This window comes from Rhizobium sp. AG207R (genome assembly GCF_027109195.1).
Taxonomy (GTDB): domain Bacteria; phylum Pseudomonadota; class Alphaproteobacteria; order Rhizobiales; family Rhizobiaceae; genus Rhizobium; species Rhizobium dioscoreae.
The window spans coordinates 25,957-47,564 of the sequence record NZ_JAEPVT010000001.1 but is presented as its reverse complement, the minus strand read 5'-3'; the positions used below and the strand labels follow the sequence as shown (position 1 = coordinate 47,564).

Annotated in this window: 18 protein-coding genes and 4 pseudogenes; 4 read left to right on the top strand and 18 right to left on the bottom strand. The window is 56.3% G+C overall.

The window, feature by feature from the left end:
• Positions 1-125 precede the first annotated feature (125 nt).
• From JJQ51_RS00180 to JJQ51_RS00140, 9 genes are all read right to left on the bottom strand, one after another.
• Positions 126-1,646, bottom strand: coding sequence for an FGGY-family carbohydrate kinase (locus JJQ51_RS00180; RefSeq protein ID WP_269244083.1), 1,521 nt, complete (start codon positions 1,644-1,646; stop codon positions 126-128).
• A gap of 4 nt (positions 1,647-1,650) precedes the next feature.
• Positions 1,651-2,604, bottom strand: coding sequence for a carbohydrate kinase family protein (locus JJQ51_RS00175; RefSeq protein ID WP_269244082.1), 954 nt, complete (start codon positions 2,602-2,604; stop codon positions 1,651-1,653).
• A gap of 54 nt (positions 2,605-2,658) precedes the next feature.
• Positions 2,659-3,702 (bottom strand): NAD(P)-dependent alcohol dehydrogenase, encoded by a 1,044-nt coding sequence (locus tag JJQ51_RS00170; RefSeq protein WP_269244081.1) that lies wholly within the window; start codon positions 3,700-3,702, stop codon positions 2,659-2,661.
• A gap of 11 nt (positions 3,703-3,713) precedes the next feature.
• Entirely contained in the window at positions 3,714-4,526 is an 813-nt protein-coding gene (locus tag JJQ51_RS00165) for an SDR family NAD(P)-dependent oxidoreductase (protein WP_269244080.1), read from the bottom strand.
• A gap of 64 nt (positions 4,527-4,590) precedes the next feature.
• A complete protein-coding gene (locus JJQ51_RS00160; protein ID WP_269244079.1) occupies positions 4,591-5,676 on the bottom strand; it encodes an ABC transporter ATP-binding protein in 1,086 nt (361 codons plus the stop codon).
• A 3-nt stretch (positions 5,677-5,679) separates the two neighbouring features.
• Positions 5,680-6,591, bottom strand: coding sequence for a carbohydrate ABC transporter permease (locus JJQ51_RS00155; protein WP_269244078.1), 912 nt, complete (start codon positions 6,589-6,591; stop codon positions 5,680-5,682).
• Positions 6,588-7,529 (bottom strand): carbohydrate ABC transporter permease, encoded by a 942-nt coding sequence (locus JJQ51_RS00150; protein ID WP_331275819.1) that lies wholly within the window; start codon positions 7,527-7,529, stop codon positions 6,588-6,590. Before JJQ51_RS00150 ends, JJQ51_RS00155 begins: the two co-directional genes overlap by 4 nt.
• Positions 7,529-8,377 carry an SDR family NAD(P)-dependent oxidoreductase gene (locus JJQ51_RS00145; RefSeq protein WP_269244077.1) on the bottom strand — a complete coding sequence of 283 codons (849 nt, stop codon included), beginning with the start codon at positions 8,375-8,377 and terminating at the stop codon, positions 7,529-7,531. The genes JJQ51_RS00150 and JJQ51_RS00145 overlap by 1 nt, the downstream gene beginning before the upstream one ends.
• A gap of 78 nt (positions 8,378-8,455) precedes the next feature.
• The gene (locus JJQ51_RS00140; RefSeq protein ID WP_269244076.1) at positions 8,456-9,718 is read right to left on the bottom strand and encodes an ABC transporter substrate-binding protein; all 1,263 of its coding nucleotides are present in this window, start codon (positions 9,716-9,718) and stop codon (positions 8,456-8,458) included.
• Positions 9,719-10,066: 348 nt separating this feature from the next.
• Between JJQ51_RS00140 and JJQ51_RS00135 the strand changes: the two genes are divergently transcribed.
• On the top strand, positions 10,067-11,134 hold the full coding sequence (locus tag JJQ51_RS00135; RefSeq protein WP_269244075.1) for a LacI family DNA-binding transcriptional regulator: 1,068 nt from the start codon (positions 10,067-10,069) through the stop codon (positions 11,132-11,134).
• 345 nt (positions 11,135-11,479) lie between these two features.
• On the opposite strand, the gene JJQ51_RS00130 is transcribed toward JJQ51_RS00135, so the two are convergent.
• The 5 genes from JJQ51_RS00130 to JJQ51_RS00110 form a co-directional block, all read right to left on the bottom strand.
• Complete coding sequence (locus JJQ51_RS00130) at positions 11,480-12,934, bottom strand: aldehyde dehydrogenase family protein (protein WP_269244074.1); 1,455 nt, start codon at positions 12,932-12,934, stop codon at positions 11,480-11,482.
• A 60-nt stretch (positions 12,935-12,994) separates the two neighbouring features.
• Positions 12,995-14,146, bottom strand: coding sequence for a mandelate racemase/muconate lactonizing enzyme family protein (locus JJQ51_RS00125; protein WP_269244073.1), 1,152 nt, complete (start codon positions 14,144-14,146; stop codon positions 12,995-12,997).
• A 14-nt stretch (positions 14,147-14,160) separates the two neighbouring features.
• Positions 14,161-15,018 (bottom strand): class II fructose-bisphosphate aldolase, encoded by an 858-nt coding sequence (locus tag JJQ51_RS00120; RefSeq protein WP_269244072.1) that lies wholly within the window; start codon positions 15,016-15,018, stop codon positions 14,161-14,163.
• 67 nt (positions 15,019-15,085) lie between these two features.
• Positions 15,086-16,003, bottom strand: coding sequence for an N-acetylneuraminate lyase (locus JJQ51_RS00115; RefSeq protein WP_269244071.1), 918 nt, complete (start codon positions 16,001-16,003; stop codon positions 15,086-15,088).
• Between the two features lie 470 nt (positions 16,004-16,473).
• Positions 16,474-16,851: an integrase core domain-containing protein gene (locus tag JJQ51_RS00110; RefSeq protein ID WP_269244345.1), complete on the bottom strand. Its 378-nt coding sequence runs from the start codon at positions 16,849-16,851 to the stop codon at positions 16,474-16,476.
• Positions 16,852-16,944: 93 nt separating this feature from the next.
• Between JJQ51_RS00110 and JJQ51_RS00105 the strand changes: the two are divergent.
• Positions 16,945-17,367: pseudogene (locus tag JJQ51_RS00105) on the top strand (IS110 family transposase); the annotation flags it as partial.
• On the opposite strand, the pseudogene JJQ51_RS00100 reads toward JJQ51_RS00105, so the two are convergent.
• Positions 17,368-17,677, bottom strand: a pseudogene (locus JJQ51_RS00100) (ATP-binding protein); the annotation flags it as partial.
• 163 nt (positions 17,678-17,840) lie between these two features.
• Between JJQ51_RS00100 and JJQ51_RS00095 the strand changes: the two are divergent.
• Together JJQ51_RS00095 and JJQ51_RS00090 are read left to right on the top strand one after the other, a co-directional pair.
• Positions 17,841-17,933 (top strand): annotated as a pseudogene (locus JJQ51_RS00095) (GntR family transcriptional regulator); the annotation flags it as partial.
• A 9-nt stretch (positions 17,934-17,942) separates the two neighbouring features.
• Positions 17,943-18,577, top strand: a pseudogene (locus JJQ51_RS00090) (NAD(P)-binding domain-containing protein).
• A 267-nt stretch (positions 18,578-18,844) separates the two neighbouring features.
• Here JJQ51_RS00090 and JJQ51_RS00085 read toward each other — a convergent pair.
• From JJQ51_RS00085 to JJQ51_RS00075, 3 genes are all read right to left on the bottom strand, one after another.
• Positions 18,845-19,753 carry a proline dehydrogenase family protein gene (locus JJQ51_RS00085; protein ID WP_269244070.1) on the bottom strand — a complete coding sequence of 303 codons (909 nt, stop codon included), beginning with the start codon at positions 19,751-19,753 and terminating at the stop codon, positions 18,845-18,847.
• A 345-nt stretch (positions 19,754-20,098) separates the two neighbouring features.
• On the bottom strand, positions 20,099-20,806 hold the full coding sequence (locus JJQ51_RS00080) for a TetR/AcrR family transcriptional regulator (RefSeq protein ID WP_269244069.1): 708 nt from the start codon (positions 20,804-20,806) through the stop codon (positions 20,099-20,101).
• An 86-nt stretch (positions 20,807-20,892) separates the two neighbouring features.
• Positions 20,893-21,588 carry a TetR/AcrR family transcriptional regulator gene (locus JJQ51_RS00075; protein ID WP_269244344.1) on the bottom strand — a complete coding sequence of 232 codons (696 nt, stop codon included), beginning with the start codon at positions 21,586-21,588 and terminating at the stop codon, positions 20,893-20,895.
• Between the last annotated feature and the right edge of the window lie 20 nt (positions 21,589-21,608).

Genomic DNA, 21,608 nt, shown 5'->3' with positions numbered 1-21,608 from the left:
ACGGTTGGCGACCCGCCCGCAATTGTGCCGAATCCAATCTCTTGGGCTCGATCGGTAACGAAATTGTCGCTCCAGCGATTGGAAAGTCTAGCGCGATCCTTCGATGGTCACTTGCTCGACGACATCTATCGAAACGCGGCAGTACCTCGATTTACAGCGCCAAGCGCTAAATGAAGGCCTGAATAAACCAGCGAATAAAGTTCATCATAAACCTTCGTCCATTCGGCATTTGGCAAGACTTCGAACGTCGATAATTTCACAGTAGATAGGGCATCCTGGAAGGTCGGCCAAAGCCCTGCTCCGATACCTCCAAGCAAAGCCGCTCCGACTGCCGTCATCTCAGGCTCTTCGCACACGACAAGTGAACGGCCGAGCACACTCGCTTTGATTTGGAGGAAAAGGGAATTGCGTATTCCTCCGCCAATCACACGCAGTTCGTCGGGCTTTCCGACACCGGGCAAGGAAAAGAGGGCGTCCGACACCATGCGCGCCTCCATGGCGACTCCCTCCAGAACCGCTCGAAACATTGTGCCGCGCCGCGTGGCATCCGTTAGCCCAACAAATGCGCCCGTTGCGTTGCTGTCTGGGTTAGGAGCCGTGCTGCCCGCTAGATTGGGCACGAATAGCACTCCTCCGCTTCCAGGAGGTTCCGCCATTGCCTCGCCAAGGAGGGCGTCACGCGAAACACCAGCGCCAATTGTGCGACACGCCCACTCGATTGCGCCACCACTGCGGTTCAGGCCGGACCCAATTAGATAGAAATTGTCATCGACGCATGCGCTGGTTTGCACGAAGCCGAGATATCTATGCTTCGTGGAAAGCGGCGGCGTCTTCGCCGTTACCAGAAGGGCTTCGGAGGTACCGAGGCTATCTAAGAACATCCCGGGTCGTCCTACACCTGTAGCGAACCCACCGCTGATGTGGTCTTGAGCTCCAACCGAGATAATAGGTGAACCCGCCAAGCCTATCTCAGTCTGAATTTGTGGCAACAATGGCCCTAAAGGAGTCCCGCTGGCGAGTATCGGCGGAAAAATATCATGATCGAAGTCAAACTCATTCAGTAATTCACCAGCCCAGCATCCTGTTTGGACATCTAGGCAAAGGGTTCGCGACGCCAACGAGGGGTCGATCGCGGCGACACCAGATAGCTTAAAGAGGATCCACGGTGAAATCGGCAAGACCCTTTTAACGTGCGCAAAGACATCTGGGTGCGTTCGCCGATGCCAAAGAAGTTTGCAAAGAGAGAGCGTGTGATCTGGTTGGTACCCTGTAATCTCGAACAGCCGATCGACCCCAATTCGGGCTGCGACCAACTCGCCGTCGATTTCCGTTCTGCGATCAAACCACGCCAGGGCTGGTGCGAGAGCTTCACCATCCGCTCCGACGAGCACGCAGGACTCTCCAATGCTCGCGCAGGAAATTCCCGCAACTCTTCCCCCTCTTGGAACGTGAGACGCTAGCTCCCTTAATGTCTCTAGGACACACGACCAGAGAGCGTCGGGATCGTATTCGGCGCTATGGTCGTCGATCCGGCGAGTTGGAGTGGTCCGACGGACGCACGCCAACGTGCGTCCGTCGGGTTCGAGGAGCAATGCGCGGGTGCTTTGCGTTCCGATATCCAGCCCGATGAGGAATCCGTGTTGCACAACGTCACGCCTGCACGCGTTGCTCAATGAGAAACCGTTCGACCTGGGCGAGGTTTTTCAAGCCAGCGCCAGCTCCAACTGCCTGGACTGACAGGGCGGCAACCGCTGAGGCGAACCGCAGCGTTTCGGCTAACGGAAGGTTTCTTACGAGGCAGTGAACCAAGCCGCCAACGAAGTTGTCGCCGGCTCCTGTAGTATCGACGACTGGAACGTCGAAAGCCGGACAAGAGACGTCCTCGCCATCCGCGAAACCGACTACCCCTCGAGAACCACGCTTTAGAATGACGTTCTTAACGCCTCGCTTCCGGAAATCGGCAGCAATCGTATGTGGATCGGTCGATCCGACGAATATCTGGGCCTCCAGCTCACTTGGGACGACATAGTCCAGATATTGCCACGCCTCCGCTATTCCATCCAGACCGTAGCCTTGCTGGTCCATCACCATGTCCGCGATCGTAATCGCGCCAACGGATTTTGCCTTTTTGAGCAGCGGCCCAAGCGCCTTGGTATCAAAGGGCTTGGAGGTGAATATGCTTCCGATAGAAAGTGCCTTAAGGCCGGGCCGGATAAGGTCGAGATTGACGTGTTCCGGCCCGTAGGCTCCAATTGATGCGTTCCGCTCCGACAGAAAGCTTCGTTCGCCAGACTTGTCGAGCAAGACGATGGATGTCGTCGTGGAGCGGTCGGTGTCAGCGTACAACCCTTCCGTCGAAATGCCGTAGTGGGAGCAGCGGTCCTTGATAAACTGGCCCTGGCTATCCTGCCCAATTAGCCCCATAAGGCCGACGTTGTTCCCAAGCTTGGCGATCGCGAAGGCCTCGTTTATCGCGTCGCCGCCTGTAGCCAAGGTCACGCTTGAAACGCGGCCCGTCTCGCCGGAACGAGGCATCGCCTCGAGCCCGTCAACGATAACGTCCACGACAATCATACCTGCGCACAGAATGTCCGGTGCGTTCATGTTATGCTCCTTACGGTCGTTCCCGACAGAGATCAGGAACGACCAATGATGAGATCAGGCGTCTTCAAACTTGATGACAGCTTTCACCATCGTCGACTTTTCGTTGATGCAGTCCTCGAAGGCCTGAGGAGCTTCGCTAAGTTTATAGTAGCGGGAGATGATGCTCTTCACATCGATCTTGCCTGAAGCAACGGCGTCGATCGTTGTCGGGTAGATGTTGCTGTAGCGGAAGTTCGACTTGATCGTCAGTTCTTTGTTGGTCATCAACTGGAAATCGATTTTGGTCTCCCCGGTTACATTGCCCACGATCATGATTGTCCCGCCCCGCTTGCACATTTTGATGGTCTGTGACGCGGCGACAGTGCTTCCGGCGGTTTCGAACACAAGATCGGGTCCAAGACCATCATGTAGGCGGATCACTTCAGCGATGGGATCATTCTCACGGGCGTTGACCACATTTCGCGCTCCGAGTTCCTTGGCCTTGTTCAGGCGGATATCAAAGAGATCGACCACGGTGATGTTCGAAAGGCCCATCGCGCGAAGGGCAAGCAATGTCACGAGACCGATGCAGCCACCGCCGAGGATGACGGCAGACTGGCCGATGCGTGCGCCGGCTTCACGGACTGCGGTCATGGCCACAGCGAGAGGCTCGATCAGAGCGCCTTCTTCGTAGGACATGTTATCCGGCAGCTTGAAGCAGAGATCGGCAGGATGGCAGACATACTCGCGCAGGATGCCTGGCTCGCGGGGAGCCGACGGGAAGACGACGTTCGGGCAAAGGTTATATCGTCCGCCTGAGCACCATTCGCAGGTGCGGCAGGGAATGCCGGGTTCGATCGCCACGCGGTCACCGACCTTGAGGCACTTGACGGCGCTACCAACCTTGATGACTTCGCCTGCACCCTCGTGGCCAAGGATGAACGGATAGACATCCGGAAATTCCGGCTCGCCGTGTTCGTAGAAGTGAACGTCGGAACCGCAAACGCCGCAATACTTCATCTTGATCAGGGCGTCGTGGATACCGACTTCCGGCATCTTGGCTTCGCCGAAAGTCATTTTGCGATTTTCGAGTACGTAGGCTGCGTGATTGATGATCATGGTATGTCCGTTCAGATGCCAGTGAGTTCAACAGAAAGATCGCGAAGCTTCTTGCGCGCGCCAGCGTCGTAGCACTGCACGTTGGCAGGCATATCGACGCCGCGGTTCAGGTAACGGCCAGTGACGCCGTCGAATTTAGGATTGAGAGCGAGATCAATCAGATGACCTGCGCCAACGTCGATACTCTCGACAACAGCGTGTTTCATCTGGCGGACCATGGTGGTGTCCATGAACGAACTCGGGTGCATGGTGTTGACGGTGACGCCCTTGTTCTTGAGTTCTTCCGCGAGATCGAGCGTGAACATGATCTCTGCTACCTTGCTGCGGCAGTATGCAGCTTCGCCCGAGTAATCACGCTCCAGCTGGACGTCGGCAAAATCTATGGCCTGCTGGCCGTCTGACGCCACGTTGACGATGCGCGATGGAGCCGCTGCTATCACACTGTCCTGCACGAGCCTAGTCAGCAGATAGACCGACAAGTAATTCACCGCAAACCTGCGCTCCAGACCATCATCGCTGAGCTCTCGCGGAGCATCTTCCGGACCTGTGCCGATGCCGGCGTTGTTGATGAAAAGATGAATTTTGGGAAACTTGGCTTTCAGCTCCGCGGCGAAACGCCGGATGTCGGCGAGAGATGCCAGGTTCGCAGCCATGAATTCTGCCGAACCGCCCGCCTTCTTGATCTTGTCGACGACTTCCACTCCGCGCTCCGCGCTGCGGCCGTGGATTACCACGTGATATCCGGCCTCAGCGAGGTGAGGTGCAACCACCCGCCCCATACCATCCGTCGCTCCTGTAATGACCGCGACCCTTTTGATGGACATAAACTAGCTCCCTATGAATGCGGCGAGGGGCACTCCTGTCCTTCGCCTTTGACTCGACCGGCTGTTAAATTCTTTCGCCTGACGAGGTGTCGAATACTGATACGAACGCCGGGTTGAAGGAAAGCTGTAGCGTCTGCCCTTCGAAGTATCCCGTGTCGTCCGCGACTTTGACAGAGACGGTTTCGTCTCCGATTTTTGCCCAGATAAGGCTCTCCGCGCCTGTGTTTTCAACCACGGTCACCCGGGCTTCCAGTGCCTTGTCGTTGACGGTCGGATCAGCGACGATCCACTGTTCTGGGCGCACGCCGATTTCGATCTGCTTGCCCGATGCCAACCGATCGCCACCATCATAACCCCTCAGCGAGATCGACCGGCCGTCAAAGGTCTTCGCATCTTGCCCGGCAGCGTCGGTCACTGTTGCCTTGATGAAATTCATAGAAGGCGAACCGACAAACCCGGCGACGAACCGATTGGCTGGACGGGTATAAACCTGCTTGGGAGGCGCAAACTGCTGGATGATCCCCTTGTTCATTACCGCGATCCGATCGGCGAGTGTCATCGCTTCGATCTGGTCGTGGGTGACGTAAATCATCGTGGAGCCGAGCTGCTGGTGAAGCTTCTTGATCTCGACGCGTAGTTCAGTGCGGAGCTTCGCGTCAAGGTTGGAGAGCGGCTCGTCAAACAGGAATACATCGACATCGCGCACTAGGGCGCGACCGATCGCGACGCGCTGACGCTGACCACCCGATAGTTCAGCGGGTCGTCGATCGAGCAGCTTCTCGATCTGCAGGATGCTGACGGCCCTTGCGACGCGCTTCTCGATCTCCGCCTTTGGCATCTTGGCCATGCGAAGTCCGAAGCTCAGGTTCTCGTGCACCGTCATCCGCGGATAGAGAGCATAAGATTGGAAGACCATGCCCACGCCGCGATCCTTGGGCTCTGCCCAAGTCACGTTGTCGTCGCCGATCCAGATTTCGCCATCCGCGATCTCCTGAAGTCCTGCGATGCAGTTCAGCAGCGTCGACTTGCCGCAACCCGAAGAACCGAGAAGAACGACGAATTCGCCTTCCTTGATGTCGAGGTTGAGGTTTTCGATAACCTTGACGGCTCCGAAAGCGACTGAAACATTATTCGCTTTGACCACACCCATGGCTTATCCTTTCACTGCGCCAGCCGCGATCCCGCGGACGAACCAGCGCCCGGATAGGAAGTAGACGGCCAACGGAACGAGAGCCGTGATCATCGTCGCAGCCATATTCACATTGTATTCCTTCTCCCCGGACACCGAGTTGACGATATTGTTCAACTGAACGGTCATCGGCTGGTTGTTTGGGCCGGCAAAGACGACACCGAGAATAAAGTCGTTCCAGATGCCGGTCACCTGGAGGATGACGGCAACAATCACCATCGGGGTCGCCATGGGCAGCATGATGTGTCGAAAAATCTGCCAGATGCTCGCACCATCGACACGAGACGCCTTAAAGAGGTCGATTGGTAAGCCCACGAAGAAATTCCGGAAGAGCAAGCTCAGCATCGGCAGTCCGAACGCAGTGTGCACGATGACGATGCCTGTGACCGTTCCGAAGATGCCCACCGACGAAAAGACACGAACGAGGGGATATATGAAGACCTGGAAGGGAATGAATGCGCCTACCATCAAGATCGTGAACAAGACGGCCGCACCACGAACTCGCCAGAAGGAAAGCATATAGCCGGTCCAGGCGGCGATACCGATCGATAGAACGGTGCTTGGCACCAGAATGCGGATCGAGTTCCAGAACCCAACTTTGACGCCATTACAGGTCAAACCAGTACAGGCGCTCGTCCAAGCCCTCACCCATGCGTCGAAAGTCAGCGGGCTTGGGAGATTAAACAGGCCGCCCTGGCGGATTTGGTCCATCGTCTTCAAAGACGTAATGATCATTACGATGAGCGGCAGCAGAAAGAAGAGAGCCGTGGTGATGATGAAGGCGTAGAGGCCGACGCGACCTGCCGTAATCTGCTTGGGTTTGCGCCCGCTCGCAATAGGATTATGCCGTTGTGTGTGCTTTACATCCGTTGTCATGCCGGGGTCCTCCCCTTCTGTTTCCGGAAGTGCTCGAGGTAGACGTAAGGCACGACGACCGCGATCACCGTAATGAGCATCACAGAGGCCGCGGCCGACGCGAGACCGATGTTTGCTCGGCGGAACAGGAACTCCATCACGTACTTTGCCGGGACTTCGCTCGAAATGCCCGGGCCGCCGTTCGTCAGCGCCACGACCAGGTCGTAGACTTTGACGCCACCGACTGCAAGCAGAACGACCGCCGTTGCGAACATCGGCTTGAGCAGCGGAATTACGATGTGCACGTAGAAGCGGAACGGGCTGATACCGTCCACCTTGGCTGCTTTGCCGAGGTCTTCATCGACGCCGCGCAGGCCAGCCAGCATGATGGCCATTACCAGACCAGACGCCTGCCATACGCCAGCTAGGGCGACGACGTAGATCGCCCTGTCGGACCGTGTCAGCCAATCGATAGTCACCCAGGTCAAACCTAGATCGTGGAAAAATTGCTGGAGACCCATCTGCGGATTGAGAATCCATTGCCAGATGAGACCTGTGACGATGAACGACATCCCCTGAGGATAGAGGTAGATTGTCCTCAGACTGTTTTCGAAGCGAACGCGCTGATCGAGCGCGATCGCCATGAGCAAGCCAAGGAACAAGCTAGCTCCAATGAAGAGGCAGCAGAATAGTCCCAGGTTAACCACCGATATCTGCCAGCGCTCGTCGCCGAAGAGCCGTTGATACTGGGCCATTCCGACGAATTCGTTGACCGGAAGCATCTTCGACTTCGTGAACGAAATCCAGACAGTCCACCCCATGGAAAAGATGTAGACGAAGAGAACGATCAGCAGCGCAGGGAGGAAGCCCACATAGCTTCCCCATTTCGATGCGGCCTTTCGTCTGGTGGTGGCTTTCTTGGTGGTGGCAACCCTGGCCGTGTTCTCGAGGACAGCCATCAGATTAGCCGATTTTCGAGAGGCGTTAGGGAATACCCTCCGTCGATGACCATGCATTGGCCGGTCATGTAGCTCGAAGCATCGGACGCGAGGAACACGGCGGCACCCGCCAGTTCGTCAGGCGTCCCAATGCGGTTCATCGCCGCCGGCTTGATCATGTAGCCATAGGCTTCGTCCGGGAACTCGTTGAGATATGGACCGAGGATATCAGTCATGATGAAGCCCGGAGCGATCGCGTTGACGCGAATATTGTGGCGCGCCCATTCGTACGCTAAGCAGCGAACGAGCATGTTCACGCCAGCCTTCGATGTGTTGTAGCAAGCCTGCGGATTGCCATTGGCAACGTAAGCGGAAAGGGACGATGTGACGATGATGTTGCCGGACTTGCGTGGGATCATATGTCGCGCAGCGGCTTGGGCTGCAAAGAAGACACCCTTGAGGTTCACGTCCATAAGACGATCCCACTGCTCTTCGGTCATGTCTTCGGCATTTACGTCGATACCGATTCCGGCGTTGGCGACCATGATGTCGACTTTGCCGAGACGCTTCGCGGTTTCATCCACCGCGGCGTCCAGAGCCGATCGGTTTGTCACGTCCGCTAGCATTGCAAAAGAACCCTTGGCACCGATCTCACGAAGCTGGGCGGCCACTGCCTCACCCTCTTCCTTGGTGCTCTTCGAAAGAACGACGACGTCGGCCCCGGCTTCGGCGAGACCGATAGCAAATGCCTTGCCAATGCCGCGCGACCCACCCGTTACCATCGCCACCCGGCCTTTGAGGCTGAGGCGTTCCGTTACGGTGCCAGCGATATCAGTGCCAACACGACCTTGCTTCAATTGAATGTTCATGTGTTCCTCCCACATGTTGATGCCTGCAAATCAGAGTCTGGGTGGTCCGCCGGCTTGGGCCGGCGAACCATCACCACATCAGCGCATGGTCTTTTCGGCTTCGATGATCTTTGTGAGAGACTCGACGAACTGGTCTGGCGTGTATTTCGGATCGGCCCAAGCCTGGGCAGCCAGGTCACGCTCAGCACCGATGGTGTCGGGCGAAACTAGGAAGTCCAGGCTCGGGATGCGCTGGGCCGGGTCTTGCAGGATCTTGATGCCTTTTGCTGCGCAGGCATCCAGCTTGCTCGCGTCGACATCAAGACGGGCCGGAACTGAACCCTTCTTGGAGTTGAAGGCAACCTGGACGTCCTTGCTCATCATGATGCGCTCGAGCATGGTCTGAGCCTTCGCCTGATCGGCGGCCTTATTGACCGGGAAGATGATCGCATCGGACGACACGTTGAAGTACTGCTTGCCGTCACCGTTGCCGAGAATTTGGCAACCGAAGTCAACATCAGGTTTCTGGCCTGCAGCCAGGAATTCGCCCTTCGCCCAGTCGCCCATGAACTGGAAGCCGGCCTTGCCTGTGATCACCATGTTCGCGGCGACGTTCCATTCGCGGTTGGCAGCGCCGTTATCCGAGTAGTCACGGAGCTTGAGGAAGGTGGCCACAGCATCCTTGAATTCCGGCGACTTCACCGCGTCGAGATCGAGATCGGCGAATACCTTGTTGAAGAGACCCGGGCCTTCCTTCGTTAGCAATACCGAGAGGAACGTTTGACCAAGCTGCCATGGCTGAGCGCCGACGGCGATCGGAGTTGCATTGCCCTTGGCTTTGATTGCGTCCAACGCGGCGAAAAAGTCGTCCCAAGTTACCGGCTCTTTTGCGCCGGCGTCAGCGAGGACCTTCTTGTTGTACCAGAGCCAGTTGTGGCCGTGGTCGTTGATCGGCAGAGCGTACATATGGCCGTCGGGGAAGGTCATAGCCTTCTGGAAGGTCTCCGGAATGTTGTCGTAGAATCCGGTTTCCTTTGCCGCATCGTCGATCGGCGAAAGGAGGCCCTGCGCGACCAGGTCGTCGAGCTGCTTTCCAAGAGGCATCTGCGCAGCAGTCGGCGGATTGCCACCAGTGATACGAGAGACAATATTGGCTATTGCCACCTCGCCGCCTGCGATCGCGTTGTCTTTCCAGACGCCGCCTTGCGCAGTGTATGCCTTTGCAATTTCCTTTACGGCAGCGGATTCCCCAGCAGAGACCCACCAATGCATAACTTCAGCCTGCGGGCCATCGGCCATCGCATAACCGGCGTACATGAACATTGCGGTCGCTAGAGCGACCGCAGACACGGAACCCTTCATAGATTGTCCTCCTCAGAACTCGATAGCACTCCTGCCCGGCGATCGAATTGGGCTTTTCCCCCATCGCTTCTAAATTTGTAGCGCTAAACTAGATTAGCGCTAAACTAACTGTTGTCAACCACAATTCGATCAGGCAATGATTCAATCCAAGACCGTGGGAGCCTGGGGAATCCAAGGGTTTCCTTCAGATTGCAATCGGCTGACGTTAGATATCAGCCAACTAAGGATGTGAATGGGACAGCGCTGGTTTTATATTGCGGACGAGTACTTGCGCCAAAGTGCGTGCTAGATGTCCGTTGCTTCGTAGCAACCGCCCAACCCCAGAAATAAAGGCTTCGGAGATAGAGAATGGACAATCAAGATACCACACGCCGGCGCGGCAGAGGATCGCAGAAAGTAACGATCAAAGAAGTGGCCGACGCCGCTGGTGTCTCGATGATGACGGTATCGAACGTCATCCACGACCGTGCCAATGTTGGTACCGAACTCCGAGCATACGTGCAATCGAAAATCCAGGAGCTTGGGTATACGCCAAACCGGGCGGCTCAGCAGCTTGCTGGCGTCGCCAGACCGCACGTTGGCCTCATCTACACAGGCGTCACGAACCCATTCATTGCATCTGTGATCGTAGGAACCATGAAAGCCGCTTCACGCTTGCAGGTCGATGTTTCCGTCGAACTCGCAAAGCTTGACGATCCCAAAGCCCTCCGGAACACAATGCTCCGGATGGAGGAGACGGGTATCGATGGCTTCCTCCTTCCTTCACCGATCGCTGAATTCGTTGGTTCGACGTTCAAGAAGAAAGCACTGGATGTGCCCGCAGTTGCGATTGCTCCCGGGTTCCCGATCCAGGGAATGGCCTCAGTCCGCGCAGACGAGCGCAAAGCAAGCCTCGAACTCGTCTCCATGCTTGTCGAACTTGGTCACCGCAAGATCGGGCACCTCGCAGGTCCGGAAAGCCAAAGCGGCAGCATGGCCCGTCTTCAGGGCTACAAGGACGCACTCACCGAACACGGACTTGAGCCTCGCCCTGAATGGGTTGTCCCGACCGTCTTCAACTTCCAGGAAGGTGTGAAAGCGGCGGAACGTCTGCTCGCCCAAGAGCCTGGGCTGACTGCCATCTTTGCGGCGAACGACACGTTGGCAGCAAGCGTACTGGCTGTCGCCCACAACCGCGGGATCAATGTTCCCGATCAGCTTTCTGTCGTGGGATACGACGACTCTCCTGTCGCAGAGCAAGCATGGCCGGGTTTAACGACCATCCATCAGGATGCCTTGGAGATGACCGAGCGTGCCGTCGAACTTCTGGCTGATGCAGTTCGCCGCTGGAAAACCAACCGCGACGGACATGTCAATCAAGATGTCGTGTTCCCCTACCGGATGGTAACAAGAGGCTCTGTGGCGAAAGCGCCGTAAGCTGTGGCGCCGATGATTAGACCTCGGCGGGCCAATCTTAGGTTCATGAAGCAAATGGGGGAGCTAATCTGGCTCTTGTTAGCGCAGGGCGTCGCCAGCCAGGCTATCGCCTTTAATCGGCGGAGATTGACAGAGGCATTACTAATCGACGCCGCCTCTACCAATGCACCTGCGGCTGCCACAGGTTCGAGCGCTTCTCATGACGGCGCTCGAAAGTCCGCGGTGCTACTAAACCCAATCGGAAAGAGAAAAGGGCTGCCCGTAGGAGAAATGGGCAGCCCTTCGCCGGCGTCGCAATCAAAGAATCGCAGGTGTGACCGCGGGGTCAGACAGCGACGCATTCCATCAATCCTGCTTGAAGACGTTCCGAAGAATGATCGACTTTTGGTGCGTAACTTCGCGCATCACTTCGGACATGCTCTCGCGGCTGTTGCCGCTGCCCTTTTTGCCGCCACCGAATGGCAGTTCGGCTGCGCGGAAGCCGCCGGAGGCATTGATCGCGACATGGCCGGTCACCATTTTGCTGGCCGCCTGGAGAGCCTTGCGGGTGTCCGGGGTGATGATGCCGCCGCCAAGGCCATAGCTTGTGTTGTTATGAATCTTGATTGCTTCATCGAGGGTATCGAAGCCGATGATTGGCCATACGGGACCAAAGACTTCCATGTCTCGGGCGATGTCCATGTCCGGAGTAACGTCAGCGATAACGGTTGGCTCGTAGAAAGCATACGAGTTGCGGCGCTTGCCGCCGAATACCACCTTGCCGCCCTGATCTGCCGTTTTATTCACCTGACGCTCGATGTTGTCGGCTGCCCTCTTGTCGATGACCGGACCCATCGTGGTCGTCGGGTCCATCGGATCGCCGAGAACGAGCTTCGACAGCTTCTCGTCGATAAGGCGCTCCATGAACCGCTTTTTTACCGAGTTGTGGACGATGAATCGCTTGGCCGCGCTGCATGCCTGGCCGGAGTTTCTCGACTTGTCGCCAGCTTCGGAAACGGCCAGATCCATATCCGCATCATCGCAGATGATGAGGCCATCGTTGCCGCCTAGCTCGAAATAGTAAGGGGTCAGGTGCTCGGCGGCCGTCTTTGCGATGAGCTTGCCCGTATGGGTGCTTCCCGTGAAATTGATCATGTCAATGCGCGGGTCGCCAACCAGCGTGCCACCAACACGAGGACCGTCGCCCGTCAGGCATTGTGCGACCGCAGCCGGAATGCCAGCTTCGATGAGGATTTTATGGCATTCGATCACCGCGAGCGGGTTTTGGTGCGGTGCCTTGACGATGATAACGTTGCCCGCGGCGAGCGCGCCGCCGACCTTAAACGACCAGATGGCCGGCGGGAAATTGAACGGCACGATGGCCGCGATAACTCCGCGAGGGATGTGCAGTGTGAACTGCAGATCTTCATCATAGCCGGACTCGGTGGAAGACGGCATAACGGCACCGTAGTGGTGCTTGGCAACTTCACAGCTTGCTTCCAGGATGTAGGCAACGGAATCGAATTCCCAGACGGCTTCGGCCATGTAGGGTTTGCCGGATTCCAGCGAAAGAAGCTTGCCAAGTTCCAGACGACGGCTGCGGATAATACCCGCAGCCTTGCGGATGAGATCGGTGCGTTCGCGAGTTGTGCGAGCTGCCCAATCCTTCTGCGCCTCCACGGCAACTGCAATCGCGCGCTGCACGTCTTCGACGGTTGCTTCCGGCACACTGTCCACGGTCTCACCGCTGGCCGGATTGATGATCGGGCTGGTCTGCCGATTGCTGGCGTCGGCCAAGCCGTGTCCAAGGATCATTTGCATTTCAGGTTCTCCTCAATTCCGCACCTCAGGCGGAAACATCTCTAGAAATCGAATGCGATCTCAATCGCGTTCGTCGTTGGTGCGGATAAAGTCCATGTTCAGTTGGAGGCCGTGACCCGGTGCTTCGATGACGTCGAGATAACCATCCGTCGGAACTTGGGCGTTCAGATAGACTGAGTGGGTGATCGGTTCGAACAAACGCAGGCGCTCGAGGAACGGTACGATAGCGACGGTGCTGGCGATCGGGATGTGGATGTGCTCCATCGCGTGCGGTGCGAACTTGACATTCCATGCCTCGCAAAGCGCCGCACACTTCATCATCTCCGTGTAGCCGCCGGCGCGTGCACCGTCCACCTGAACGATGTCTGCCGCATCAGCGATCAGCAGGTCGCGAACGCCCCACTTCGTGTATTCGTGCTCTCCGGTTCCCAGCGGGACATCCGTTCCGCGCTTGAATCGGGCCAAGCCGGGAATGTCGTCAGCGAAAACCGGTTCTTCCAGGAGCATCGGATTATATTCGCGAACGCGGTTGGCGAACTGGATTGCGGTTGCTGCATCCCAGCAGTTGTTGGCGTCGATCATTAGGCCGATATCCGGGCCGAGAGCTTCGCGGACCTTGCGGACACGCTCGACGTCCCGACTGGGGTTACGACCGTTGTCGTAGCCGATCTTGAACTTGACCATCTTGTAGCCCTGACGGACCATGTCCCTCATTTCCTCGACGAGCTGATCGTCGTCGTAGGTAGCCCAACCGCCACTTGCGTAGACCGGGATGCGGGAGCGACCACCACCGAATAGACGGTGCAGCGGCATATCGAGGATTTTGCCCTTAAGGTCCCAGAGTGCGAAGTCGATCGCCGATAACGCGCAGAACATCAGGCCCTTGCGGCCGACGCCGCGGAAGATGCCGAAAAACTCGCGCCAGATGACTTCGGTGTCGAAGGGATCACGTCCCTTGAGGCGGGGAGCCATGTCTTTCTTGATCAGCGCGCGGATCGCTTCGCCGCCAACCTCATGGTAGGTCACGCCGATGCCCTCAAGGCCTTGATCCGTCTTGACCCGAACGACCGTCATGCCAACAGTCTCGACCTTGCGCGTTGCGTCGGCGAGGCCGGAGGGGGCCTGGGTCGAAACGAGATGGACTTCAATGTCCTGAATCTTATGGCTCTTCACATGCCGCTCCACTTCGAATTTTTCGGTTCTTACGTTCACAACGAGTTCTCCAATCAACGAAGGCGGCCAGCGGACATGGTCATCTCCATGTATTGCTGAACGACTTCCGCACCCGCAGCGATGCCGGCGGTTCCAACGGTCATGAGCGGCAGGTCCTTGGTCGGCTCCGTGTCGCAAGTGTCTTTTGCAGCCTTGACGAAGGCGTAGCGAAGCGCAGTGCCGACGTTCATCTTGGCGACGCCCATTTTGATCGCGCGCTGAACCTGGTCGTACGGAATGCCCGTCCCACCGTGGAGAACCATCGGAATCTTGATGCGCTGGCGAATTTCTTCGACGAGATCGAAACGCAGCCGCGGCTCTTCGGCATAGAAGCCATGCGCGTTGCCGATCGCGACGGCAAGGCAGTCAATCCCGGTGTTTGCGAGACGCTCGGCCCAATCCGGATCGGACAGATGAGCGTTTTCAAGCTTGTTGCCGAATTCGTCGGTATTGCCGATCGTGCCAATTTCTCCTTCCACGGTCACACCGACAGCATGTGCGATTTCGACGATACGGCGGGAATTTTCGACGTTCTGTTCGATCGGCAGATGGGAGCCGTCATACATGACGCTTGAGAAGCCACCGCGGATGGCACCCATGACGGACTTTTCAGAGTCGCCGTGGTCGAGGTGGATAGCCACTTCGATGTCGAGGTCCGCACCAACCGACTTGGCGATGGCGACGGGTACCGAGGCATTGCCGAAGTAGGCCACTTCAACGGGGTGGATGCCCAGGATCACCGGTGAACGCAGCTTGGCTGCTGTCTGAAGCACGCACTGGATCATTTCGAGGCTCGCACAGTTGAATGCGGGAACCGCGTACTTGCCTTCGTACGCCGCATCCATGAGCTTCTTCATTGGTACAAGTTTCATATCTCATCCTCGTGAGTTATCGGTTGGTCGGCAGCTTCTGGAGCGCACCGGGATACAGAATTCGCGTCTATTTCAGGCCGGTGGCGATCTCATCGAGCCGACCACACGTCGAAGAAGAAAGGGTCGAAAGTGGCTTTCGGCAGACCGGGGTATCGATCACACCAAGCCGGTAGAGCAGATACTTTACGCCTGGAAACACGCTGACCCGCACCAGCTCATCGATAACCTCGTTGCATGCCGACTGAATACTTGCAGCACCGGCGACGTCGTTGGCTTTCAGCTTCTCAACCATTTTGAGGTAACGACCGCCCATCACGTTATAGGTGCTACCGACGCCACCGTTCGCACCGGAAACCAGGCCAGCCATCAGCATTTCGTCGAAACCGTTCAGAAGAAGAGCGTTTGGGAATGCCCTGCGTAGTTGTTCCATCTGGTACATGTCGATACTGGTTTGCTTGATCCCGATGACGCCAGGCAGGCTCAGCAAGCGCGCCAGGTCGTCGAGGGTGAATGAAACTCCGCTCATCGCCGGAATGTTGTAGATAATGAGGGGAGTGCCTTGGGATGCGTCGAGGATTTCTTCGTAGTAGCCAAAGATCGCATCCTTGCGATGCGGGAAGTAGATTGGGGGGATTGCGGAGACTGCATCGTAACCGAGGGCTGCACACCTCTTCACCATTGCCTGCGCATCTCGCGTGGCGACTGCGCCAACATGGCCTATCTTCGCACCTGTACCGGCCTCTTCCGCGACCGTTTCAAAGACTGCCATACGCTCATCGACCGATTGAAGAAGCCCCTCGCCCGTCGACCCACCGACATAGAACCCATCAATGCCCATCATCCTCACGTGGGACATAAGCCGCCTGAGACAACTATACGATATCTCGCCATCTTTCGTGTACGGTGTCATTAACGCCGCGTGCAAACGCTCAAGCTGCATTGCGGCTGAATGGCTCTTCCGGGTCGCGTTTTGGGACACATCCATTATGCGGTTCTCCACTATCAACCCTTTGTCGGGTCATTTCCCGGAGTGCTCGTCTCCGGACTGGTGGGAAGGCATCAATCGACACGACGTAGTCACTCAGCAACGCTCTGCGCTCGCGGCAGACGCCCTGCCCGAGCCAGAAATCGCTTTTTGCTGCGCCCGACGCACCGATAACGGTACGATCGAGGGTGCCGTTTTGTAAAATGATAGCCTCCCTAGTGCGTCGGATTTCTCACTGCCAGACGTACCCGCCGCATGTTTTTAACGCTAAACAAAGCTGATGGTGGTGTCAACGGTTAAATTGAGCGCTAAACAAAACGCCAAAGCAGTAACCGCAAATATGAATATGAACAAACATGGGCTTACCTTCCGCCTAGCACCTAGCCATTCTAGCCAAGACCCCATTGGAGGCACCCACAGAGGGCCCAAAAGTGCCAAATCGATCAATGGGCCAGGACATAATTCGGAAGTCAAATCGGCATTTGTGATTTCAATGATTTGTCCGGCGTGGCGAACTGCGCAAAAACACAGTTGCTGGGCCTTTCAAAGTAACGAATGTTTGCGCTGAGAGTTAGCCCAGGATTGGTGTGAACCCCTTGGCTGGACCCACGAGGCACTTCAAAGTAAGCCGTTTGTTGGGCAAGTTGGGTTTCAAATTCTGCTGGTGACCTGTAGCCGAGGGCTGAGTGTAACCGCCTAGCATTGTAGATTTCGTCGGTGAACTTAGGCAAGCGGTCGGCCACGTTCGCGAAGGTCACATAGCCGGCGGGGTAGATATCTTCCACTTTCAAGGTCTTCATAAAGCTCTCTGCCCGCGCATTAAGATAGGCCAAGTGCTGGTGATGCATATCCTCGGCTTTAGATCCCATGAGGAGTGAACAGCGGCCGACGCTCTGGCAGAGTGAGGCTGCATCAAAACACTCGCTCAGGAGGAGCAGTTTATGGAACCTGCATCCATTCATCCGACCGCTGTCCGCACTGATCTTGGCGCAATTTTTGTGTCATTGGAACTGAGCCGATCGACCTGGTTGGTCACTTCGTTGTCGCCGGGCAGCGGCGAGAAGATGTCGAAGCATGTGGTGGCCGGAGGCAATGTAGCCGAGCTACTGGATCGGTTTGAGCAGCTACAACAGAAGGCGCGGTTGAGAACAGGGAAGTTATTTCCCATCGTGACGATCCAAGAGGCCGGCTTGGACGGCTTCTGGATTCACCGCGTGCTAGAGGCTCACGGCATCGAGAGTTACGTTGTTGACGCAGCTTCGATCGCGACCTCCCGTCGACGTCGGCGGGCCAAGACCGACAAGATCGATGGAGAGGCTCTGACGCGCACATTGCTCGCGTTCAAGCGCGGCGAGCCACGCGTATGAGGTGCGTTCGCAGAGTCCGCTGATCAGGAGGAATAGAAGCTGACCTACGGCCTGGGCGAACGGTAGGTAGCCGCGTTCGTCTAAGATGATAAAGTCGAGGCGATTGAGGTAATCGACTGTCCGACTCTGGTTTCAAACGCGAGTTTCCGTCTCCAACCGATTGACCAGATCGATCACCTTGAAGAAACGACCACTCGTTCCTTTGCGGATGAGCACACGGGCAATAGCTATCGCCGGGTGGGTTGCCGGTTGCCGTGCCGCCGACGAGAACGATGTTGCGCTGGTCGGCGGCGAAAGCAGATCCGCTGGATTATCGGATCAAGCTCTGTAGCAAATGGGCAGACAATGGCTGGATGAAATGCCTCGAGGAGCTGAAGGCGAAGTCGGACTGGACAAGCCCCACCGCCGCGCCAAGGACGGGGCGGCGCTATCGGCAAGTGGGGCAGCCGGGACAGGACACCACATGCGCGGCGGTCGCTCACACCCGACAATTCCAGAACAACTTCATGCGCGAGAACTACACGACCGACGTTCCGCTCGGATCCGCGCGAGCCGCAGAATAGAAGGCTGGAATGAAAGCAATCGGCTTTGTCGGAACGGGCACGATCACGGAAGCCATGGTGGAGGGCCTCCTGGCCGAGCCGGCACACTCCTCCAATATCCATGTCTCGCCTCTCAATGCGCAAATTGCCGCAAGGCTTGCCGCCAAGTTCGACACGCTAATTGTCGCGGCTGACAACCAGGCAGTCGTCGATCAGAGCGACATCGTAATCCCGGCCATTCGTCCGCAGATTGCCGGGGAGTGACTGCCATCTACCCTCCCGACCCTGAAATCGCCGCGCTATTCGATACTCTTGGTAGGGCCGTTCAATGCGAGTCCCGAAAGGAGTATGACCTCCTTGCCGCGGCCAGCGCCATGATGTCGACCTTCTTCGGTGTCGTGGAATTCACAACGATCGGCTGGAAAAGAACGGGCTACCTCGATCGAGGGGACAAGCCTATACGCAACGCTGTGTGAAAGCTCTGGCAGCAGGCCAATGAGACCAATATCCATTCATTTCATTTGCTCAGCAAGGAATTCGCCACAAAGGGTGGTCTGAATGAGCCGGTGTTGTCGGATTTTGACACGACGGGTGGCCGTGTCGCATTGGTCGCGGCGTTGGATCGGGTGCTCGCTCGCATAGAGGGATTTGGCACCAATATCTGAAAGCATCATTTGCTATGCGTGGATTTGACTTCACATCCGCCACGCTACTTTGTCGGCTAAATTTGCTAAATCTCCTGTGCACCCGCACAGGGCTACCTTGCTGAGACCTAAACAGACGACCTCACTATTGAGTGGGCGTTTGACTAGCGCGTGAAGTCGTCCGGTGCACGTGTTTTTGATCACCTCTGGCGCCTTGCGAATACACGCCTCGGCGAGTGCTGGCTTCTCCGATTAGAATGCCTTAGATAAATCGCAGTCGACAGAGGATTATCCGATGAATAATGCTTTCGTCACATATCCGGCGACCCGTGGATTCTCCTTTAGACGTCGGGTGCTGTAGCCATACCAATCGTCACCGAAGGGCACGTAGATACGCACCTTGAAGCCCAAGTCGCGGACCTTGTCGCGAAGCGGTTCGCAGACGCCAAGGAGCATTTGGAATTCAAAAGCCGACTTGTCGATCCCCATGCGGCACGCAAGTTCCATTACCTTTTCGATGAGGTTGGCGTCGTGCGTCGCGACACTCACGAAAATTCCCGCTTTGAAGCAACTCTCAACGTGAGCCGAGAAGTGTAGATTAATTGCGGAACGATCTTTGTTGGCGCGGTCGACCAGATGGATGTCGTCCTCCACATAGATGCCTTTGCAAATCCTGAGCCTGCTGTGTTTGGCGAGCAAGCGGTCGAGGTCAAGATAGCTGCGTTTCAAATAAGCCTGGACCGCGATCGCCAGTGTCGGAAAATCAGGCTTGAGAGCAAGGAAAAGATCAACCTCCTTCTGGGTACATGAAAGATCTTCCATATCCAGACAGGCGACGGTGCCGCGTTGGGTTGCGTCCGTCAGCACGCGCCGCATTCGTGCCTCGCATTCGTCCACGTCGGCGAGAAGGCCGAGTGCGGATGGCTTGATCGAGAGCTCCACATCGAGCTTTTTCGCCTCCATGGCCATCAGGGCTTCACCATAGACCGATGCCATGCGATCAGCCTCGGCGCTCGATTGCGCTGATTCCCCCAGGACATCCAACGTCACGCCGAAGCCTTGAGCATCTAGTCCTGCAGCGACCTCCATAGCATCTTCCAGAGTGGCTCCCGCAATGAATCGGCGTGAAAGCCGCTTGATGACCGGACGCGGGATCAGGGGAATGGCAGCCGCGGCCATTCTATTGAAGACGCTCATTTCTTACCTATGAGGAAAAGATTTCTTTTAGAGACGACCTTGTCCATTTCGCCGTTAAACGCAAGAGACATCATCAATTTTTCGGGAAGAGACATCGATTCCGAAGCCTCTATCCCATCATCGTGAAAAGAGCCTGCTCTCTATTGGCACTTGGTCGCGACAACAATAGCGATCTCGAATCTACAAAGTTGGACAGACCCGATTCACATTGTCGTGTTTCGGCCTGAAGCCGTTGCCGCAGCGCTTCTTATTGTCGGCCATAACCAAAATATTGTGGTAGGTCACCAGAAATATTTGCGCGAGCCTTCCCGATAGAATCGTCCCGCACCCCTTAATCTGAACCCTTCAAACTGGACCAGTTTTGGTTAGAGTTTTCCGGTGCATTTTTCTGGCTGGGAAAGGAACGGAAGACGATGAAGGGATCGCACCGTTGAGAAATAGATTTATACAGATGCGGATGTGCTTCCTTCGCTCATATATGGAGGGATGCTCAGGATCAAGATAAGGATTTGACATAGGCCCGAATATCATTTCCATGAGAATGGCCGCGGCATGCAGCGTGTCGCTCATTTCAAGAACACCTTTTCGGCATTGCTCGGCCAACCAATCAGACAAATCGGCCTGGGCTTTGTCAATGCCGTATTTTCTCAAAAGAGCCACCGCCTCCTGCTCTTTGTGCGCTTCCTTCAAGAACTGATGCACGAAACGGTGCCGTTCGAAATCGGCGGCCTCATCAAGATCGACACCGAAAATTCGGGCCAAGCCGATATCTGCAGCCACGTCCTCATCTGATGGCCGGGGCAAATCGAGCATCGTCCGGCGATGGTCGGTTATCAGATCAACGAAGAGCTCAGATTTATCGGCAAAGATACGATAGAAGGTCTGCTTTGAAATTCGACATTTTCGCACGACCGCATCGATGGAAGTCGATGAGTACCCTACTTCCATAAAAATAGCATAGGCAGCCTTCAAGATTTGGCGGCGCCTTTGGTCGTCGGATAGAATTTTGGGGCGCCCGCGGCGGGCGTTACGCTGCGGCGCGAGTACGACCAAGGTGCAGATCCTCAATTGCTAGAAGATAATAGTAGCCAACGTTACCACAGGCTGATTCTCGAGCGTGCATCTTCATACGAGGCCGCTCATAACTGGGAAAGCCTGGCCCATGCCGAATGCTTCTGCACGGCAACACCATGCAGAAAGATCTCAACACACGTTTGCACGTGTTTGTTTCGCATCTCCATTGTGACCGGCTCTCCAACTTTGTAGGCGGGATTTGACATAGGCCCAAATACCATCCCCATCAGCATGCCCGCTGCCCGCAGGGAATCTTCAATTTCTAAATCTCCGCGAACCTGGCGGCTTTCCAGCCAACCGGCCAAATCGCGTCTCGATCGCTCTGCACCGTAGGTTCGAAGCAAAGTAAGGATCTCGGGATATTGATAGGCTTCGCTGAAGAAGAAGAAAGTAAAGTCGTCGCGTTCTTTTCCAAGCTTTTCATCGACGTCTGTCCTAAAAATCTCAATCAAGGTCTCCTCCAGAGAAAGCGCCTCGTTTGGATCCCTCGGAAGATTGAGCATCGTCTTGTTGTGGGCCTCGATCATTGCGATCAAGATCTCACTTTTGTTTGAAAACAAACGATAAAAGGTTTGTTTTGATATTCCGCAACGTTTGGCGAGCAAGTCGATCGTGGTTGGGCCATAGCCAAGCTCGAGAAACGTCTGCCGCGCGACCGCCGCGATCTTTCCTCGCCGCTCGTCATCGGAGGCGACCCTCGGCCTGCCTCGTTTGCGCACCGACGTTTCTGCATCCTTGCCAATTTGTGGGTCATTGCCCATCACCACCCAACTCCCCGGTT

Bases quoted from the DNA above. Each gene is read 5' to 3' on its own strand.
- JJQ51_RS00155 (WP_269244078.1), bottom strand. From the start codon at position 6,591: ATGACAACGGATGTAAAGCACACACAACGGCATAATCCTATTGCGAGC.
- JJQ51_RS00145 (WP_269244077.1), bottom strand. From the start codon at position 8,377: ATGAACATTCAATTGAAGCAAGGTCGTGTTGGCACTGATATCGCTGGC.
- JJQ51_RS00075 (WP_269244344.1), bottom strand. From the start codon at position 21,588: ATGGGCAATGACCCACAAATTGGCAAGGATGCAGAAACGTCGGTGCGC.
- JJQ51_RS00135 (WP_269244075.1), top strand. From the start codon at position 10,067: ATGGACAATCAAGATACCACACGCCGGCGCGGCAGAGGATCGCAGAAA.
- JJQ51_RS00175 (WP_269244082.1), bottom strand. From the start codon at position 2,604: ATGAACGCACCGGACATTCTGTGCGCAGGTATGATTGTCGTGGACGTT.
- JJQ51_RS00140 (WP_269244076.1), bottom strand. From the start codon at position 9,718: ATGAAGGGTTCCGTGTCTGCGGTCGCTCTAGCGACCGCAATGTTCATG.
- JJQ51_RS00115 (WP_269244071.1), bottom strand. From the start codon at position 16,003: ATGGATGTGTCCCAAAACGCGACCCGGAAGAGCCATTCAGCCGCAATG.
- JJQ51_RS00130 (WP_269244074.1), bottom strand. From the start codon at position 12,934: ATGCAAATGATCCTTGGACACGGCTTGGCCGACGCCAGCAATCGGCAG.
- JJQ51_RS00120 (WP_269244072.1), bottom strand. From the start codon at position 15,018: ATGAAACTTGTACCAATGAAGAAGCTCATGGATGCGGCGTACGAAGGC.
- JJQ51_RS00085 (WP_269244070.1), bottom strand. From the start codon at position 19,753: ATGAGCGTCTTCAATAGAATGGCCGCGGCTGCCATTCCCCTGATCCCG.
- JJQ51_RS00170 (WP_269244081.1), bottom strand. From the start codon at position 3,702: ATGATCATCAATCACGCAGCCTACGTACTCGAAAATCGCAAAATGACT.
- JJQ51_RS00150 (WP_331275819.1), bottom strand. From the start codon at position 7,529: ATGGCTGTCCTCGAGAACACGGCCAGGGTTGCCACCACCAAGAAAGCC.
- JJQ51_RS00160 (WP_269244079.1), bottom strand. From the start codon at position 5,676: ATGGGTGTGGTCAAAGCGAATAATGTTTCAGTCGCTTTCGGAGCCGTC.
- JJQ51_RS00165 (WP_269244080.1), bottom strand. From the start codon at position 4,526: ATGTCCATCAAAAGGGTCGCGGTCATTACAGGAGCGACGGATGGTATG.
- JJQ51_RS00110 (WP_269244345.1), bottom strand. From the start codon at position 16,851: ATGCATCACCAGCACTTGGCCTATCTTAATGCGCGGGCAGAGAGCTTT.